The sequence below is a fragment of the Dellaglioa kimchii genome, assembly GCF_046115505.1.
Lineage (GTDB): Bacteria > Bacillota > Bacilli > Lactobacillales > Lactobacillaceae > Dellaglioa > Dellaglioa kimchii.
This window is the reverse complement of record NZ_CP170736.1, coordinates 1249487-1269055: the sequence shown is the minus strand read 5'-3', so window position 1 is coordinate 1269055 and position 19569 is coordinate 1249487. Positions and strand designations below refer to the sequence as shown.

17 protein-coding genes are annotated in these 19569 nt (G+C 33.7%); 2 read left to right on the top strand and 15 right to left on the bottom strand.

The genetic code is table 11. The features are described from left to right. Positions 1-27: 27 nt before the first annotated feature. The 6 genes from arcD to ACE83Q_RS06240 all read right to left on the bottom strand — a co-directional run bounded on the left by arcD (position 28) and on the right by ACE83Q_RS06240 (position 7879). Positions 28-1452, bottom strand: a complete 1425-nt coding sequence (gene arcD, locus ACE83Q_RS06265; RefSeq protein WP_409021883.1) for an arginine-ornithine antiporter — start codon at positions 1450-1452, stop codon at positions 28-30. A 153-nt stretch (positions 1453-1605) separates the two neighbouring features. Next, entirely contained in the window at positions 1606-2622 is a 1017-nt protein-coding gene (gene argF, locus ACE83Q_RS06260; protein WP_409021881.1) for an ornithine carbamoyltransferase, read from the bottom strand. 24 nt (positions 2623-2646) lie between these two features. Next, positions 2647-3882: an arginine deiminase gene (gene arcA / locus ACE83Q_RS06255; protein WP_409021880.1), complete on the bottom strand. Its 1236-nt coding sequence runs from the start codon at positions 3880-3882 to the stop codon at positions 2647-2649. A 220-nt stretch (positions 3883-4102) separates the two neighbouring features. Next, positions 4103-5665, bottom strand: coding sequence for a YfcC family protein (locus ACE83Q_RS06250; RefSeq protein ID WP_409021879.1), 1563 nt, complete (start codon positions 5663-5665; stop codon positions 4103-4105). Between the two features lie 262 nt (positions 5666-5927). Next, complete coding sequence (locus ACE83Q_RS06245) at positions 5928-7040, bottom strand: aminotransferase (RefSeq protein WP_409021877.1); 1113 nt, start codon at positions 7038-7040, stop codon at positions 5928-5930. Between the two features lie 410 nt (positions 7041-7450). Continuing rightward, complete coding sequence (locus tag ACE83Q_RS06240) at positions 7451-7879, bottom strand: CopY/TcrY family copper transport repressor (protein WP_409021876.1); 429 nt, start codon at positions 7877-7879, stop codon at positions 7451-7453. Positions 7880-8135: 256 nt separating this feature from the next. Between ACE83Q_RS06240 and ACE83Q_RS06235 the strand changes: the two genes are divergently transcribed. Beyond that, a complete protein-coding gene (locus ACE83Q_RS06235; protein WP_409021875.1) occupies positions 8136-9386 on the top strand; it encodes a dicarboxylate/amino acid:cation symporter in 1251 nt (416 codons plus the stop codon). Positions 9387-9486: 100 nt separating this feature from the next. Here the strand turns inward: ACE83Q_RS06235 and ACE83Q_RS06230 are convergent, their stop codons facing one another. The 7 genes from ACE83Q_RS06230 to ACE83Q_RS06200 form a co-directional block, all read right to left on the bottom strand. Continuing rightward, complete coding sequence (locus tag ACE83Q_RS06230) at positions 9487-10353, bottom strand: TMEM175 family protein (RefSeq protein WP_409021874.1); 867 nt, start codon at positions 10351-10353, stop codon at positions 9487-9489. A gap of 33 nt (positions 10354-10386) precedes the next feature. Further along, positions 10387-10839: a hypothetical protein gene (locus ACE83Q_RS06225; RefSeq protein WP_409021873.1), complete on the bottom strand. Its 453-nt coding sequence runs from the start codon at positions 10837-10839 to the stop codon at positions 10387-10389. Between the two features lie 32 nt (positions 10840-10871). Continuing rightward, a complete protein-coding gene (locus ACE83Q_RS06220; RefSeq protein ID WP_409021872.1) occupies positions 10872-11561 on the bottom strand; it encodes a YjjG family noncanonical pyrimidine nucleotidase in 690 nt (229 codons plus the stop codon). Between the two features lie 135 nt (positions 11562-11696). Continuing rightward, complete coding sequence (locus tag ACE83Q_RS06215) at positions 11697-12317, bottom strand: LysM peptidoglycan-binding domain-containing protein (RefSeq protein ID WP_409021871.1); 621 nt, start codon at positions 12315-12317, stop codon at positions 11697-11699. A gap of 346 nt (positions 12318-12663) precedes the next feature. After that, on the bottom strand, positions 12664-13599 hold the full coding sequence (locus ACE83Q_RS06210; RefSeq protein ID WP_409021870.1) for a pyridoxamine 5'-phosphate oxidase family protein: 936 nt from the start codon (positions 13597-13599) through the stop codon (positions 12664-12666). Then, a complete protein-coding gene (locus tag ACE83Q_RS06205) occupies positions 13589-14116 on the bottom strand; it encodes a hypothetical protein (protein WP_409021869.1) in 528 nt (175 codons plus the stop codon). Before ACE83Q_RS06205 ends, ACE83Q_RS06210 begins: the two co-directional genes overlap by 11 nt. Beyond that, positions 14103-15431, bottom strand: a complete 1329-nt coding sequence (locus ACE83Q_RS06200) for a glycosyltransferase (protein ID WP_409021868.1) — start codon at positions 15429-15431, stop codon at positions 14103-14105. Before ACE83Q_RS06200 ends, ACE83Q_RS06205 begins: the two co-directional genes overlap by 14 nt. Positions 15432-15713: 282 nt before the next feature. On the opposite strand from ACE83Q_RS06200, the gene ACE83Q_RS06195 reads away from it, so the two are divergent. Further along, positions 15714-17051 (top strand): dihydrolipoyl dehydrogenase family protein, encoded by a 1338-nt coding sequence (locus ACE83Q_RS06195; RefSeq protein ID WP_409021867.1) that lies wholly within the window; start codon positions 15714-15716, stop codon positions 17049-17051. A gap of 280 nt (positions 17052-17331) precedes the next feature. On the opposite strand, the gene ACE83Q_RS06190 is transcribed toward ACE83Q_RS06195, so the two are convergent. Next, positions 17332-18801, bottom strand: a complete 1470-nt coding sequence (locus tag ACE83Q_RS06190; RefSeq protein ID WP_409021866.1) for an MFS transporter — start codon at positions 18799-18801, stop codon at positions 17332-17334. A gap of 136 nt (positions 18802-18937) precedes the next feature. Then, entirely contained in the window at positions 18938-19417 is a 480-nt protein-coding gene (gene rlmH / locus ACE83Q_RS06185) for a 23S rRNA (pseudouridine(1915)-N(3))-methyltransferase RlmH (RefSeq protein ID WP_409021865.1), read from the bottom strand. Positions 19418-19569 lie beyond the last annotated feature (152 nt).

Below are 19569 nucleotides of genomic sequence, written 5' to 3'. Positions count from 1 at the left end.
ATTAATCGACTCCTCATTTTTTATTTATTAAACAACCATTTTTCCTGACGCAATTAACCAAATACCAATGCAAGCACCAATAAGTATAACCAGGGTTATACCTATTTCGCCTTTTGATAAGAATTTTTCACCTTGTGCTACTCTTGCTTTCCCATAGAAGTAAATTCCTGGAATGTATGCAATTAAACAGAGTAATAAATAACTGATACCGGCCATAATAATCCCGGCAACTTGGAATAATAGCGCAATTAAACCATATACTAATTGTGCTTTATTGCCTTTTTCATCAATATGTTGAATAGAGTATTTAACTTGATACATCGCAACTAAGATATAACAAACAATAATTGAAGCTGTACATAGTGAATAAGCAAAGTTATAAGCCTTATCTGTGAATAAAAGCGTGAAAAGGAATAATTGTACTAATCCGCCTGTTACGATTAAAGCAAAAGTTGGTGCTTTTTTATCATTAACTTTACCAAAGTAACCGGGTAATAATTTACTTTTTGCCATTAATAACATTGTTTCTGCTGGAAGCATTGTCCATGATAACCATGCACCCAAAATTGAAATAATTAAACCAATACCGATAACGTATCCACCAACTGGTCCAACCATTTCAACAGCAATATATAACATTGCTGGTTGATGAATTGAAGCTAATTGTGCTTGTGTCAAAATACCGTATGGTAACATTGAAGCTAAAACGTAAACGACTAATAAACTAATTAAGCCAATGATTGTAGCCTTACCTGCATCAGATTTCTTTTCTGCACGAGAAGACAACATTGAAGCCCCTTCGATACCTACAAAGACCCACATCATAACCATCATACATTTTTTAATTTGTGAAGCGACATCGCCAGCAACGAAGTTATGACTCATTGTGCCCCAGAAGTTAGCTGTAAAAATATCGATCTTGAATAAGAATATAGCAACAACAATAAATACAAAAATTGGAATTAATTTGCAGACCGTAACAATCGCATTGATTGCTGCTGCACCTTCAATACCGCGATTAACAAAGTATGTTAACCCCCAGCAAAGGATACTTGCAATTAAAATTGAAGGAAGATTTTGTCCTGATTTAAAGATAGGGAAGAAATAACCAACCGCACTCATCAAAATTGTAGCGAATGCGACGTTTCCTAACCAAGCAGATAACCAGTAACCCCAACCACTGATGAATCCAGCGAATGGTCCAAATCCTTTTTCTGCATAGGTAAAAATACCTTCTAAATCTGGTTCTTTATTTAATAAGTTATTCAAAGAAAGGGATAACATCAAAATACCAATTCCGACAATTACCCAACCAATTAGTGCAGGACCGGGTGAAGATGCATTGGCTAAATCAGACGTTAGTCCGAAGACCCCGCCACCAATAGAAGAACTAATAACTAACGCGACTAGCGCCATTAAACTAATTTTTTTAACTGTATGTTTTTCGTCCATAATTTAACTGCCTACTTTCTTTATTAAAAATAAAAAGGGACCTAATCTAAAGTCTTGCTCCAGATTAGTCCCCCTAATGACAGCCTATTTTTTTGCAGAGACACTTCCCTGTTAAGTTACTTTCACCGTTAAAAACAAACTATCATAATGTTATTAAACGCGTGGAATGAATAAGTTTCCTGCAGTTGCAGCCATAATTGCTTTAATTGAATGCATTCTGTTTTCTGCTTCTTCAAATTGACGTGCATATTTACTACGGAATGCTTCGTCAGTAATTTCCATTTCTTTAACACCATATTTTTCGAACATTTCTTTACCATATTCAGTTTCAATACCATGGAATGCTGGTAAACAATGCATGATGATCATGTTTTCATTGCCAGTCTTTTTAACCATGTCCATGTTTAATTGGTATGGTTTCAATGTGTTAATACGTTCTTCAAATTTATCTTCTTCACCCATTGATACCCAAACATCTGTGTAAAGAATATCTGAACCTTTAACCCCTTTATCAACGTCTGAAGTAATCATGTTCTTGCTACCTGATTTTTCAGCAAATTCAGCAGCAAATTTTTGAACTTCTTCAGTTGGTTGTAATGAGTCAGGTGCAACGATATGAATGTTTACACCTAACATTGATCCAGTTACCAAAAGACTGTTAGCCATATTGTTACGACCATCACCAACGTATGTCAATGTGATGCCTTTTAATTTGCCAAAGTTTTCTTTAACAGTCATAAAATCAGCAATCATTTGTGTTGGATGCCATTCATCAGTTAAACCATTCCATACAGGAACGCCTGAGAATTTAGCTAATCCTTCAACAACATCTTGACTGAATCCACGGAATTCAATACCGTCGAACATACTACCTAAAACTTTAGCTGTATCTTCAACTGATTCTTTTTTACCTAATTGAATATCATTTTTTCCAAGAAATTCAGGATGAGCACCTAAATCAACTGATGCTGTTGTGAAAGCAGCACGTGTTCTTGTTGAATTTTTTTCAAAAAGTAAGGCAATGTTCTTACCTTGAAGATATTTATGAGGGATTCCACGTTTTTTCAAATCTTTTAAATGAATTGAGAAATCGATTAAATATTCTAATTCTTCTGGAGTAAAATCTTTTTCTGCTAAAAGACTGCGACCTTGAAAGACTGTGTTTGACATGTTAATTTCCACCTTTTTTAAATTTTATTTTTTTAAGTCTTCACGAACGATAGGCATACTCATACAACGTGGACCACCACGACCTCGTGATAATTCGGCTGAAATAACTTCAATAACTTTAATTCCATAACTTCTTAGGACTTCATTTGAAACGTAGTTACGATTATAAGTTACAACTGTATTAGGAGCAATTGCCAATGTATTTGAACCATCATTCCATTGTTCACGAGGAGCAACTACTGCATCGCCGTTACCAACTGGGATTAAGATAAGTTCTGGTACTTTTAAGACTTCACGTAAGACGTTTTGTAAGTCCGTACGATGTGAAATGTTAATGTGGTTATCTTTACCTGGTTCTAAGATAAATGTATCAACGTTTCCGCCATTATCTTGGATTCCTGGATGAATTGTAAATTTATCGTAATCAATCATTGTGAACACTGTATCCAAATGCATCATTGCACGGTTATTAGGGATTTTAATTGCTAAAATCTTATCAAAACCACTGTGTTTTGCAAATAATACTTGTGCTAATTCTTCGATTGAACGAGCTGAAGTACGTTGTGAAATACCAATTGCAAGAACGTGGTCGTTTAAAATTAATTCGTCTCCACCTTCCATACGGTCAAGATGGTTACGACTACGCCATACGTTTACGCCTTTATTAGCAAAACGTGGATGGTATTCCATAATGTATTCCATAAATAATGATTCACGACGACGTGCAGCGAATGTCATGCGGTTAATTGTTAAACCATCGCCCATTGATGCTGCTGGGTCACGTGTAAAGTAAAGGTTAGGCATTGGATCCATAAAGAATGGATAGTCTTCAGAAGAACTTAAATCAACTAAAGCATTTGACTTGTAATCGATTTCATTTGTTCTAACGCCAGCCATAATTTTATCAACCATATCTTGTGTTTCCATTGAAAGTAAGTATTCTTTCAATGCAGCATGGAGTGTGCTAGAAACTAAACCTGATTCATCTAACATTTTTTCCAAGAATTCTTCTTTTACATTTCCTGCATCTAAAGCTTCTGCAGCCAATGTTTCAAGATAAATTGTTTCAACGCCATTGTCTTGCAACGTTTTTGCGAAAAAATCATGTTCTCTTTGAATTTCAGGTAAGTATGGAATATCGTCAAATAAAAGACGACCCATGATATCTGGTGTTAAGTTTTCAACTTCTTTACCGGGTCTCTTTAACAAAACTGTTTTAAGAGTTCCGATTTCTGATGTTACATGTACTGGACTTGTCATAATGATTACCTCCCATATATTTATTACATGCATAGCATAACAGGAATAATTGGTCCGTATTAGTAAACGCTTACATTCATAATGTGAACTATTTCTCATTATGAGGATTTTTACGGTTCAATATCGTATATTACATCTATAAAACGCTTCCACTACCGTGTTTTAAAAATTATTAAATGAGAAACATTAAAAATACATTATTTTTATGATACTTTTTAATTTAATAAATTAAGACTTGCAACACTAAGAGTGCACCACCAAATAAAAGAACAAAGACAACGACGGGCCAAACGAATTTTACCCAATGCGAATATCTGATATTTAACATTTGAAGTGTTGCCATAACTAACCCTGTTGGTGCCAAGAAGAGCATTGCATACTGTCCAAATTGATAGGCAGAAACGACAATAAATCTTGGAATATCTGCAGAATCAGCTAATGGCGCAAATATTGGCATTGCTAAAACAGCTAATCCGGATGAAGAAGGTACGATAAATCCAAGGAAGAAGAAAATAATCATCATGATAATTATGAAAATTGGTCCACTCACGCCAACGACTAAAGATGACGCATATTGAAGAATAGTATCTGAGATCAATCCTTGATTTAATACGATATTTATCCCTCTAGCAAGGCCAATAATAAATGACACCCCAACTAAACTAGATGCACCACCGACAAAAGCATCAATAACACCCTTTTCACCTAGACCATCTCGACCTGTACCTGTTAAGAACATAATGGCGATAGCGAATACCAAGAATGAAGATGCCATCGTTGGGAACCACCAACCTTTTGCCATAACGCCCCAAACCATGATTGGGAATGTCACAACAAATAATAATAGAATAATTTTCTTACGAATAGTGAAAACTGATTTATTACCACCCTCACCTGAAGATACTGACCATAATCGATTAAAGTCTTTACTATCTTCATAAGTAATTGAAGCTGTTGGATCATCCTTAACCTTTTTACTATAACGTCCTAAATAAATAATTAAGAAAATAGACCCGACAATCAAACCAACAATCCGCCAAATCATACCTTGCGTAAAATCAATTCCGGCTGCATTTGACGCAATAACAACTGAGAACGGATTAATCGTAGAGAACGTGGTCCCAATAGAACTGGATAAGAAAATTGCCCCCACGCAGACTATCGAGTCATAGCCCATCGCGATAAATACTGGTACTAATATTGGATAAAAGGCCACTGCCTCTTCTTCAATCCCGCAAAGGGTTCCGCCTAAAACCATTAAGATTGAAACAAAGAAAATCGATAAAAATTCATGACCTTTGGTTTTCTTAGTTAGCGCAATTAAACCCGATTCAAATGCGCCGCTGACTTTAACAACACCAATTAAACCACCCAGGACTAAAATAAAGACCATAATATCTACAGCTTCGATTGTCCCGTTAACCATACTATTTGTGATATCAGCTGGTCCTGCCGGATTTTGCTTCAGTCGCTGATATGTATTAGGTATTGATACCGCTGCTGTAATACCACCTGATGTAAATTGTTTAATATCAATTTTGACATGAAGTTTATCCAATTGATTTTGTGTCGCAGGAACCTTTTTGACATTCCCATGTGCATCGGTAATTTTTAATTCCGTACTTGCCTGATCATAAGATAATTTAGAGTAAGAGCCCGCTGGAATAATCCATGTTGCCATAACTGCAACAATCGTTAATATAAATAAAATGACAAAAGCGCCGGGCATTTTTAACTTAAATTTCTTTTTAGGTACCTTTACCATCGTTGTCGTTGAATCCATTATAATTTCCTCCTTTAATTGTTTTATACCAAATAGATAGCGGCGTTATCTTTTTACTGTATTTTTACCATGACATCCTCCTCTGCCGGTCGTTTCGCTTGGAGTATATCAACAGTCTGCGGTTTCTGATGTGAAATCGGTTACATTAAAAACGTGATCTAGTTCACACTTTTTAATTTGTCATCTACTTTTACTTTCCACAAAAAGAGATATAAAAAGTAACTTGTAAATCTACTTTTTATATCTCTTTGATACACTAAACTTATTCATGTAATGCTTGTGACAAACGTTTTAATCCTTCTACTAAAACGGATTCTTTAGCACAGTAACCTAATCTTGCATGACCTGGTACACCAAATCGGCTTCCAGGTACTAATAAAACCCCATAATCTTTTAATAATTTTTGACAAAATTGTTCATCATCTTCAATTGTTTCAAATTTTATAAATGAAGTCGAGACAGATTTTGGCACTACTAAGCTAACTGCTGGTTCATTTTCCACCCAATCACTTAAAATTTTTAAATTTCGTTTCACAATTTGTCGATTTCTATCCAATACTAATTCTTTATTTTTTAAAATATGAACAGCCATCTGATCGTTAAACACACCCGCGCAAATCATCGTATAATCACGGTATTTTCTAAAAATATCTGTAACAGCTGGACTAGCAACTGTCCAACCGATTCTAATGCCTGGAGTTGAATAGGTTTTTGATAAACTATTCGTCGCAATTCCTTTGTCATATAAATCGACAATTGAACTTACGACCGTTGTATCATCTAAAGGTAAATAAACCTCATCAACTAATACATATGCGCCAACTTCTTTTGCAATTTTAACGATTTCAGTCATTAGTTTAGTTTCAATTACTGTTCCCGTTGGGTTATTCGCATTATTTAAACAAATCATTTTAGTATCTGGTCGAATGATTTCACGTAATTCATCCAAATCAGGCATCCATTGATTTTTTTCAGAAATATTCCAAAAATCGACTTCAGCTCCTAATGATTTAGGAATATCATAGAGTTGCTGATAACTAGGATACATGGAAATCACATGATCACCAGGTTCAATCAACGCATACAGTGCCAGTTGATTTGCTCCTGTTGCACCATTAGTTTGTAAAACTTGTTCCGGCGAAACCGCTTTATAAAGTTTGCTGACCTCTGCTTTAAAAGCTGGAGACCCCTCGATCCAACCATAATTCATCTTTTGTGCATCTAAATCACGATAAAAATCCTGACCATTTTCTTGACCAATATTTAATAATTCGTTCATTGTCATCGATGAAACCGTACTTTGTGCAATATCATACGTAGCCTTAGATTCATAAACATTTAACCATTCTTCAACGCCAAATCCTGCAATTTCCATAAGTTATCATTCTCCAATCTATATTATTTGTCTTAACGCCCTAAATAATAACAGAAATAAAAAATTAAACCAGTAAAAAAATTCACACTCATTTATTTTTTCTGCCTATGTTAGATTGAAAAAAAGGAGATAAGTTGGCCACTGTGGCAGACTTAATATTGTGTTTGAATGACGATAAAAAGAAATATACAAAAAATTCCGAAGAAAAAATATAGCAAATAGGTCATGTGCTTACATGGACGTTTATTAATCACGATAAGTACTATAACCAAATAAATAGCCTTACTCCAAGATACTGGGATAAGGCTATTTAGAAACATACTAATTAAATATCACTTCATCCGTTAACTTAACGGGTACCTAGTATATAATTAATCTTTTTAAATTTTATAATGTTTCACATGAAACATTTACATCATTTTTTCAGCTAAACAGTTACATTCAACCATTTCTGGTGCATGTTTACTTTTTTCATCAATTACACTTTGTAGTTTCACAATATCTGATCGGCTTAACTCAACTTCACTTAATAAATCTGCAATTGTTGAGCCAATTTTCATCTGGCACATATGATCAAATAATAACTGACTAACATGATCCATCGTCGTTTGTTCTTCTATTAGGGGTTTGTATATGAAGGCTCGACCCTCTTTATCAGCGGATAATGCCCCTTTTTTTACTAATCGCCCCAATAATGTTTTTATTGTTGGCATTTGCCAATTCTTTTTCTCTTTTAAATTCTTAAATATTTCATTACTAGTACTCTGACCTAATGTCCAGATAACACGCATAACTTCCCATTCAGCGTCGCTAATTTCAATTATTTTTTTATTATTCATTAGTATTGCCCTTCTTTCATTGATCTTATGATTACAATTGTAAACTAATGTATTTAACCCGTCAATAAGCTATCTTTCAAATCAGTATAATCGGTTAAATACTCATTATTAACTAACACTATCTCATTTTTTAATATTGATTCAACTTATTCATTTTTGCATAATATTCGTTTCCTTTTTTTACCTTAGCTTTTAAACAAAACAATTGATATACTAGTGTTTATGACTTTAGACTAATTATTTAAGGGGATTTTTTATGACTACTTTTTTTAATCGCTACAAAACATCTTTATTATTACTTTCGGGTCTAATCATAGGTGGGATTGTCGGCTTAATCTTTAAAGAACAAGCTGCTGTTCTTAAACCTTTAGGAGATCTTTTTCTAAATCTAATGTACATGATTTTAGTCCCACTTGTTTTTTTCAGTATTTCATCTGCCATCGCAGAAATGTCTGAAATGAAACGCCTTGGTAAAATCATGATTACAACATTGATTGTCTTCCTAACAACGGCCTTCATTGCTGGTGTTATTGGGTACATCGGTGTTCGCCTCTTTAACCCTATTCACGGCGTTAACGTTGATACGATTAAAGGCTTGATGGGTACTGTTAAAGATACATCAACAAAATCATCTGGTTTAGAAACATTAGTCAATACATTCACCGTTAATGATTTTTATCATTTGTTATCAAAAGATAATATGTTGCAACTAATTATCTTTTCGATTTTAATGGGTACAGCTGCTTCAGCAACCGGTAAAGAATCTAGTGTATTTACAAAATTTTTATCGGCCGGAAACGTAGTAGTTATGCGGATGGTTAAATATGTAATGGTTTATGCTCCAATTGGTTTAGGTTGTTTCTTTGCTAATATTATCGGTAACTTAGGACCTCAAATTGCTGCCGGATATTTACGCAGTTTCATTCTTTACTTAGGTATTACAGCTTTCTACTTCTTTGTGATGATGAGTTTCTATGCATTTATCGCAGGTGGCAAAGCTGGTTTTATGATTTTTTGGAAAAATGTCTCAGCTCCTGCTGTTACAGCAATTGCAACTAGTTCATCAGCTGCATGTATCCCTGTTAACCTAGAGTATTCTAAAAAAATGGGCGTCAGCGAAGATATCGCAAATACGATTATCCCATTAGGTGCAAATACGCATAAGGATGGCTCAGTTATTGGTGGTATCTTAAAAACAACATTTTTATTTGCCGTTTTTGGTAAAGATATCACGAGTTTAAATAACATGATTATGATTATCTGTGTTTCGTTCTTGGTCGGTGTCGTGATGGGCGCTATTCCTGGCGGTGGCATGGTAGCCGAAACATTAATTTGTTCAATTTTTGGATTTCCGATGGCTGCTCTTCCATTAATTTTGATTATTACAACCATCATTGATATTCCAGCAACCTTATTAAATTCAACAGGAAATACTGCAACTGCAATGCTTGTTACGCGTTTCGTCGAAGGTAAAAATTGGTTAAAAGATTTTATGGCACAAGAATGATAATAACCTCCCCTATATTAGATACTGAAATATCAGTCTAGTATAGGGATTTTTTGTAATTAAAAACTGCCCTTTCCAAAATTGGATGGACAGTTTACTGTTAATCATCTTCTCTACTTAACTGGTCTTTACCATACTTTTTATTTTTTCTTCGCGTATTTTGTGAATCCTCAAAGGCTTGACGATATTGACGAAACCACCTAAGTATCGTTCCTTCACTAACGTCGAGTGCCTCTTCAGCATCCTCTGTAAAATTCTCCCACGCATCAGGATCTTGTTGCTTTATTTCTTTTCTAAGTGTCGTAATAATTGGCTTTAATTTTTCTCTATCTTCAGGTGTCATCTCTAAGAATGCCTCAGTACCTTTAGGTTCCATTTGACTAATATTAGTAAATTCACTGTTATCTGCACTATTAGTAATAAATGAACGGATTGGTATGATAATAAAAAAGACTAACGTTATTTTAGGGAAAAACCAGCCTATAAGAATTAAAGCTAATATTAATAATCCGGTTTCTGTGTTATGTCTGCCATAAATGGTTACATATACTTTTTTCATATCAGATTTTTCTGTATATTTTTGATGAATAATTTCTTTTACAATTTCCCTGAATAGATAAATAATTAACAAATATAAAATACCATACATTGTAACTGTTTCTCGGACAGTATCACTTGTCATTAATCGTGTGAAAGTTGGCATTAACGATAAAAGCATCATTAAGATTAAATCCATCACAATTATTTTATTTGGTACTTCATTTACTTCCGAAAATGCGACCGCATGTTGATACCAGATATTAGCAACAAAACAAAAACTAACAATAAAAATTCCAATGGCTTGAAACAGACCAAAAAAATTGATCTCTCCATTTTTTATCTCAATTGGCATCTCTAATACCATAATAGTAATAATAATGGCTATAATCGCATCACTTAATGTATCCAACCGTTCTTTAATTTTCATATGTACCTCCTTTAAAACACTTCTATATTTAAGCTATTTTTTTCTTTTTTTTAGTCGTTCTTCTCGTAAGGCTAATAATTTTGCAGTTGTCGATAAGGACATAGATATTAAAATGAAAAATAAACTAACTTTGATAACTACTGTTGGCAATGCCCCTCCAACTGATTTAATAACAAGCGTTGATATTGTTAAAAAAACTGTGAAAAAATTTAAAATAAGTAAACTAATGTCATATTTCCCTTTAATTTTTAATAAGATATGAGAAAAATAGAAAAAAGCAATGCTAATTATCATAAATAAACTATAAATTATAAAAAAGATACTAATAAATATGACTGGTTCTGCTTTTGCAATCTCCATAAAAGAGCGATCCGTTGCTATTTCTGACACTGATAAAACTTGTGAAAATAAAAAATAGGTAGCAAGCACAAAAATAGCATACGTAATAATCTTTTTAACATTTTTCATCATTTTAGCATCTTTCATTATTTCACCATTCCTCTGATTTAAGACTATTCTTATATTATATTATTTATGGCTAACAGATCATCAATTTCGTAGGTCGCTTTTATCGATGTCTTATTTTTAATGTTTTTCGGATTATACCAGACAGTATCAACGTGAACATTGTTTCCACCTTGAATGTCTGACGTTAAAGAATCACCAATAATAAGTGCCTTATCGGGATTAAATCCAGTGATATGATCAAAGGCATAGTTAAAAAAGCCAACTGATGGTTTTTGATAACCCGTCATTTCCGAAACAAAAATTTGTGGAAAGTACTTATCTAACTTTGATTCTGCTAATCGTTTATACTGCATATCTGCAACGCCATTTGTAATAATCGACAATTGATAGTTAGATGTATCTATTGACGCCAATAATTCATCTGCGCCCATCATTTTTTCATGTCCGGCAGACAGGTTATCCTGATACTGTTTAGCCAACTCTTTACCATCAACTACTCTATTAAACTGTTTTTTGAAAAATATCGCAAACCGATTTTGTAATAATTGGTCCCGTTTTAAATCACCACGCTCATATTGGCGCCATAATTGTTGATTAAATTTCAAATAATTTTGTTTTATTTTATCATCTAATGCTATTTTTTGTGTTAAAAAAAGCTTTTCCAATGCATTTTTTTCAGTTAACCCGAAATCGAGTAACGTATCATCAATATCAAATAGTAAAAATTCATAATTTTTCAATTCAACTCTCAACTTTCATTCGCGTACTTTAGTTACTGGACATTATCATTTTAACATAAGATTTAAAGTAACAAAAAAGCTTTGAATAAGGAATTATATCCCTATCCAAAGCTTCTTATTTTTATAATTTAAATTTTAGTACCAACCGTTTGATAACCAAAATGATTTTGCAGCACTCCATGAACCATAACGACTTGTTACGTAATTGTTAGCTACTTTTTCTTGGTTTGCAGCTGAGTAATCACCATTTAAATATGCTGAACTTAATTGGTATTTACCAATATATTGGCCATTTCTTGCTGAGTATGAACCACCTGATTCTTTGTTAGCAATCCAAGCTTTAGCACTTGATGAATCAGTAGTGCTTGCAGTTGCTGTTGATACTGTACTCTTTGGTGCAACTGTTGTTGTTGCTGCTTTAGCAGGAGTTGCAGCTGGTGTTGCTACCTTAGTAGTTGTTGTTGATGCTGTATTTGCTGCTGGTGTTGCCTTAGCAGCTGTGTCAGTATTGATTGTTAATTGTTCACCAACATAGATTAAATTAGCGTTACTAATTTTATTTTCTTTAACAATTGCGTTAACACTGACATCATTAGATGTTTTGTTAGCGTATGTTGCTGAGATGTTATTTAGTGTATCACCTGATTTTACAGTATATACATCAGCATCTGCTGCTTTAACTGCAAGTCCAAGACCTGCTGCTACTGTTGCTACCATTGCTACTGAAAATTTTGTCATCTTTTTATTCAATTTCATTATATTTAGTTCTCCTTTTAAGTTAAACGTTTTTATTTATTTTTTTCTTTCTTATTTATCTTACGAGGTTCATACTATCAGTTGGTTTTTACATAAGCATTTCAGTCAAATATCATTATCTTGAAATAATGTAATAAATATCATATTCCGTAATAAATGTAAAATAAATCAAATACACCATTACCTTCTTATTCCCTTTGTAACAGTTAATCTATTAATAATTTAGCTGTAATTTGTGTGTCAAAATATAGAGATAAATACGTTTAAAATAATCTAAAAAGTTTGTTTTTTTACTTGATTTATAAAAAAAAGGTATTATCAGCAATGAATATTGCTAATAATACCTTTAAAATTTCACTTGATCATGCTGTGTCCAAGTATCTAATCGAGCACTTTTGATCACTATTTCATAAATAATCTCATTTTCTATATCTTCTTCTAACAATCCGTCCATAAAGCCTGGCACTTGTGCCCGATACAACTCTGCTAGATCTTCTAATTTATATTTTGACCTCTTAACACTTAACCTATTACTAGCAATAGTCATCCCTGTACTCGTTGGAATTGTATTAATAGCCGCTTTACCTAAATCCAATTCAGCAATTTTAGGCGTTTCCGGAGCTGAACCAAAATACCAAACATTTGATTTATCAGGTGAGACAATAAATCGCATTTGACGACTGGCTGGCATCCCATCTGCAGAAGCAGTACTAAGGACCATTTGATTTGTTTCACCAATAAATCGTCGAAATTTATCTAGTACGTTATGTTCTTCTACATCTGAAGGTGTCCCTTCATCAATAAACGCTAATACTTCATCGACTGTTTTTAACTTAGACTCATTTTGTAAGTAATACAATATTTGTGGGATATACGGTGAAATATCCCGATCTTTATAATAAAACTGCAACCATCTTTTGGAAGCAAGCAGTGGGCCCGCATATGTTACCCTCAATTTAATTTTATACCAACTAATTAAATGTTTTAGCGGCCAGTGTTTGAGCATTATTTGCCAAAAGTATGAGGTAAATAGAAATAAAATTGCCGCTACCAGTACATTAACTTCTATAATACTAACAACTGATAACATTTTGAATGGCTCAAATGTCATATAAAGTCCTAATAGGATTCCGGTCGATAAAACCGTTAAAAACGCAACCAATCTTCGCTTAAATAATCTTAATTTATGTAACATTAAGCCCGAAATATCACGTCTTTTCTTCATATTTCTTTCTCGTACAACCATTTCATCTAATAATCTTTTATCCTCTTTAGAAATCATCTTCATCCTCATCTCCAAAGTAATCAAATTGTTGCCTTAATTCAAATGTCCCAATATCGGCATAATCTTGTATGATAATTTTATTTTGACCCTCTCTATGATCTCGTGGCCCATATTTTGAATAGTACATTTCTTCAGCTAAGTCAGTGTGTTTCTTTAATAATTTTGAATCATAACTTTCTATATCATTTTTTAGACGATTATTCGAAAGAATTAAATTATAAATATGCAAAATTAAAAAGAACGCAATAAAAAACAAATAGTATTGTAGGAATGTATTTATAATCGTATCAAAAAGCTCAGTAAATAGTGTTTGGTCAATTGGGATTGCCTTATCTTTAAATAAAATCAAGATAACCGTGATACTGATTGGTACTAAGCACGCAATCCAGCCAATTGTTATTAATACTAATTGTCTTAGTTTGAGACCTACATTTTTTTGACCAAAAAACCAATCAATCGTCAATGCGTCTTCATCTACTTCGTTCACAATATAGTCAGGCTTATTTTTTGTCATCATCGTCGCCTCCTAAATCCGTTGTAATACTATCCGAACGTTCAGGTGAATGCCATACGCCACCATCTTCACCCGTAATAATTTTACGCACTGTCGGAATTAACTCAGCTACCATTGTATACGTATTTACCATCCAGTAAATGAGGATATACCACGGCGCAAAAATAACGTATTTTAGAGATTTACCACTATCATTGAAAAATGACGCCATGATTAACTGAATCAAACCAATAATGACCTCTATTGAAATAAATATGCAGGCAAGCGCTAAGTTATTGCTCAACTGTAACCAATCTCCATTTACAATACAGATAATTTGGATTGCTAGAAATGCAATCATACTTAACCAATAAAAGACTGACCAAATAACACTTAATCCATAATCAATAATAATAGGCACACTTGAAAATTGTTTAATCGGATGACGTAGAACGCGTAACGTCTTCGTTAGAAGTACATAAACGCCACCAGATGACCATCTGTGTCTTTGTTTAATTAGTTCACCTAGCTTTTCAGGTACATCCATAAAAAAACGAATATGCGGCGCAAAATAAGCCACCCAACCTAATGCCTGCATGTCCCAGGCAATTGCGATATCTTCCGTTGGCTGTTCAGCTTCCCAACCACCAACATCTAAAACGGCTGCTTTTCGATACATTGTATTTGCACCTGAGAAAGCAAATAAACCGCCATAAGATAATTGCGATCTCTTAATTAAACCAATAATTGAATTCAATTCATTCTGTTGTGCTTCTGCTACAATTGTTGTTTTATTAATTGGTAACATATTCCCAGTGACAGCGCCTAAATTCTTGCCACCTTTTCTTTCAAAATATGACATATATTTCCATAAGGCATCAACTTCTGGTTTCGAATCAGCATCATTGGATAAAATAAATTCGCCTTTAGCAAATGCCAAGGCAATATTGAATCCAGCTGCTTTTCCACGATTATTAATAATTGTGATCGTTCTTAAACGTGATTTAAACTCCTCTTGTAGCGTCTCCAAAATCTCACCAGTTTTATCCGTTGAACCATCATTAATTACAATAACTTCATATTTATCTAGAGGATAATTTAACTTAGTCTCTAGATGTCTAATTGTAGCTTCTATTGATTGTTCCTCATTATGAGCAGGTACAAAAATAGAAATGAATGGTTCCCCCTTCTCTAAATATTTAGGGAGCTCCTTCTTCTCCATAAATATTCTATAATAAAGGCTGGATACAATAAAGGCTAGACCTCCAACAATTGGATACGATACAATCGTGTAAATGAGTACCTTCGTAATATCGTTTAATACTGTTGCTGTCATATAATGACCCCCAAATAATTATAGTTAAATAAATAGCTAAAATCCTTTACACACATTGCCTTAACGCCCTTTTTAAACTATAACCTCTGTGATTTTAATAATCAAATAAAATATTCTAACGCTAGATTTTTTTGTCTGTCACTATTTTTAAAAATTAAGAATTATGCTTTCCTTTTAAAAATGTTTCACATGAAACATTTTTAAGCGATTATTTTTAATTAATTCTCAATTTTATGCTAGTATCAGTATAATTATTAAATATTTATTATGGGGGATATTAATATGAATCAATCACACTACGATACAATTATTATTGGCGCTGGACCTGGTGGCCTTTCTACTGCTTTTGATTTAAGTAAAAAGCAATCTGTTCTCATCATTGAAAATGATCTTTGGGGTGGTACTTGTCCTAATCGAGGTTGTGACCCAAAAAAAATGCTTTATTCTGCTGTTGAAACTAAACAACGCCAAGAAGCAATGCAAGGCTTCGGACTAACTGGCAGTTCTATCATTGATTGGCCTAAATTGATGGCTTTTAAATCAGCTTATACGGATAAAGTTCCAGCCAACACCCTAGCAGGTTTATCTGCAGCAAATATTAAAACTGTTCACGGATCTGCTAAGTTTATTTCAAAGTCAGAAATTAACGTTAATACTGAAACTTACACTGCCGATAATTTTGTAATTGCGGCCGGTCAATCACCTGTAGTCCCTGATATTCCAGGCAGTCATTTATTAAAAACAAGTACCGATTTTTTATCACTTGAAGAATTACCAGATAAAATAGCCTTTATTGGCGCTGGCTATATTTCAATTGAGCTTGCTAATATAGCTGCTATCGCTGGCTCAGAAGTTCATATTATTCAACATAATAGTCAAATATTACGTGGTTTTCCAATTGAATATACAACCCGTCTCATTGAGAATTTGAAAACTAATGGTGTCCATTTTCACTTTGACACTAATATTACAGAAATAACAGAAGGTCCTTTAGGCTTCCAGATGTTAGACGATAAGGGATTATCTTTAACTGTCGATTTAGCAATTTCAGCTATGGGCCGTCAACCTAACGTTAATACATTAAACCTACCGATTGCAGGTGCTGAATCAGATTCACATGGTATCATTGTGGATTCTCACTTAAAAACGAAAAATGACCGAATTTATGCCATTGGAGATATTGTTTCACGTAAACAACCTAAGTTAACACCTGTTTCAACATTTGAAGGTCATTACGTTGCAGACCAACTACTTAAAAAATCGAATAGTCCAATTACTTACCCACCAATTCCAATGACTGTCTACGCCAGTCCACAACTATCTCAAGTTGGCATTACGATTGAACAAGCTAAAAATGAACCTGAACATTATGACATTAGAGTACAAGAGACAACTAACTGGTATTCCTTTAATCGAATTAAAGAATCTGAAGCATCTGTGACAACTATCTTTGATAAATCATCCAACTTACTTGTTGGTGCTGTCGCATACACCACAATTGCGGAAGAACTTATCAATTATCTAACACCATTAATTGCTAACAAAACACCAAAAACAGATGTTACTAAACTTATCTTAGCTTATCCGACTCCAGCAAGTGACCTAGCTTACTATCTATAAAAAATACGATTTAAAAAGGTATCTGCCTTTTTGTAAAAATCCCGCCATAATTGTCAGATGAAATATATAATTTCATTCGACAATCACGGCGGGATTTTTTTGCCTAGAGTTAAATACACTGCATTTGATAAATTGACATTACTCAAGGAATTTGCGCTGGTAATCTATTAATAACTTTACAAGCAGATAAATCAATCTACCCCATTAAATTTTATATAATTTCATCAGTCAACTCGATATGGCTTAGTACATAGTCCGTGCTTTCAGAGAGTTTACTTTTTTAGCTTAGTTGTTTTCTAGATTGGGCTTGAATCCATAAATTAAATAGTAATACGATAATCAATAATATTGTCGCGATTACCATAATATTATGCAACCCTTCATACATAATCTGTCGCATTGCTGGTAATAACTTTTCAGGAAGACTGGAAACACGCTTCGAATCACTTAACTTGTTTAACATCTCCATCGTAATTTTACCATGAGACTGATTAACGCCTTTTAACAACGCACTATTAAGGATAACCCCATAAATTGATGACATAAATGTTTGGCTTAAAATACGTAACAAGTAGGCAAATGAAGTTGCGATTGGGACATCTCGACCCTCCGCATCCTCTTGTACACTCAGTTGTAAGACATTAAAACACATTCCTAAACCGAACCCTTCAAAAGCACCCATTAGTAATAAATACCAGAATGGGACTGTCACACCTACAACTAACATCCCAGCAAACGAAATAATAAAACTAATAGTTCCAATTGTAATAATCCGGTACTTCCCCAATCGAGGAATCATTGATGGACCGGACAACGAACCAAATAAATTAGTCATCGCACCAGGAATTTGCGTTGCCCCACCAATCAATGCACTCATTCCAAGTATTCCTTGTGCCCACATTGGAATATAGATGTTAAATGAGATAAATGCTCCCCATAAAAAGGCAAATATGATAAAATCAACAATCAGTTTCTTATTTTTAAATAATCGATTGGGAATAATCGGATCAACGGCCCTATCCTCAACTCTATACAAAATACCGAGCAAGATAATTCCAGCAATAATTAACCCAACGACTAAATTAATTGACCCAACACCAATCATTTGAATACCTGTTAATAAGGTCACTAAACTGACAATCATCATTCCAGCACCCAAGTAATCAATATTCCCCTTTTGACGTTTTTTAACTTCCTCTTTGAAGAAAAATTGGATTGAAATAATCGATATTAATGCTATTGGTACATTGATATAAAAAACCCAATGCCAACTAAACGTATCAACAATCCAGCCACCAACTAAAGGACCAATGATTGATGCAATACTATAACTCGCTGTTGCATAACCAATAACTTGTGATCGTTTCTTAATATTTTTATAAATATCAGCATAAATAATAAACGGAATTGTATTCATCCCACCTGCACCAATACCCATAACGACTCTAGCAACTAAGAAAAAGACAATATTACTTGATGTTGCTTGAAAAACCGCACCAATTGCAAATAAAAAAGTTGCTAACTGATACGCGCCACGATTACCAATTCGTTCGCCTAATTTACTCCAAAGAGGTGTGGCAACTGCCATCCCCAACAAGAAAACTGCAACAATCCATCCCATATATTGGATACCATGCAAATCACTAACGATTGAAGGTAATGCAGTATTAATAATCGTCCCATCAAGACCTGCCATTGCGTTAGATAACAACAATGCAATAGTCACGATGATTAAATTCTTTTTATTCATCAATTCTCCCTCTTATACGACTAAATTTAAAAGTACTTATTTTTATCATCCACCTTTAAGCAAGCTCTAGGTCAAGGGAAAATATGAAAATCTACTGATATCCTAAAATTACGTTACTTAAAGTATTGAAAGGTCCTTATTTATGATAAGGACTCCCTGCATTAATCATAAATCCACGGTAAACTTGTTCAGTCAAAATCATCCGCATCAATTGATGCGGTAAGGTAAATTTACCAAACGAGATTTGTGTGTCGGCACGTCTTAAAACGTCCTCACTTAGCCCTAATGACCCCCCAATAACGAATGTTATGTCAGAATGTCCATATGTTCCAAGATCAGCAATCTCTTTAGCAAAATCTTCCGACGTACGTTCCTTACCTAAAATGGCTAAAGCATAAACATACTCTTTGTCTTTAATCTTACTAAGGATACGTTCGCCTTCTTTACCTTTAACATCAATCATTTCTGCTGAACTTAATTTTTCTGGTGCCTTTTCATCATTTACTTCAATAATTTCAAATTTACAAAACTTACTTAACCGTTTTGCATACTCTTCAATTCCTTGTTTGAGATATTTTTCTTTTAATTTACCTACACCAATAATCTTAATGTTCATAATTTCCACCTTTTTCACAAGTTATACACAAAGTTACGCACATATCCACAATTCCGACCACAACATATTGCGGGGAATATGTGTTCGGCACTACATTTATTTGTAGGCCATTTGTCAACACAATATTAGTTATGCACAGATTTTGTGTTATT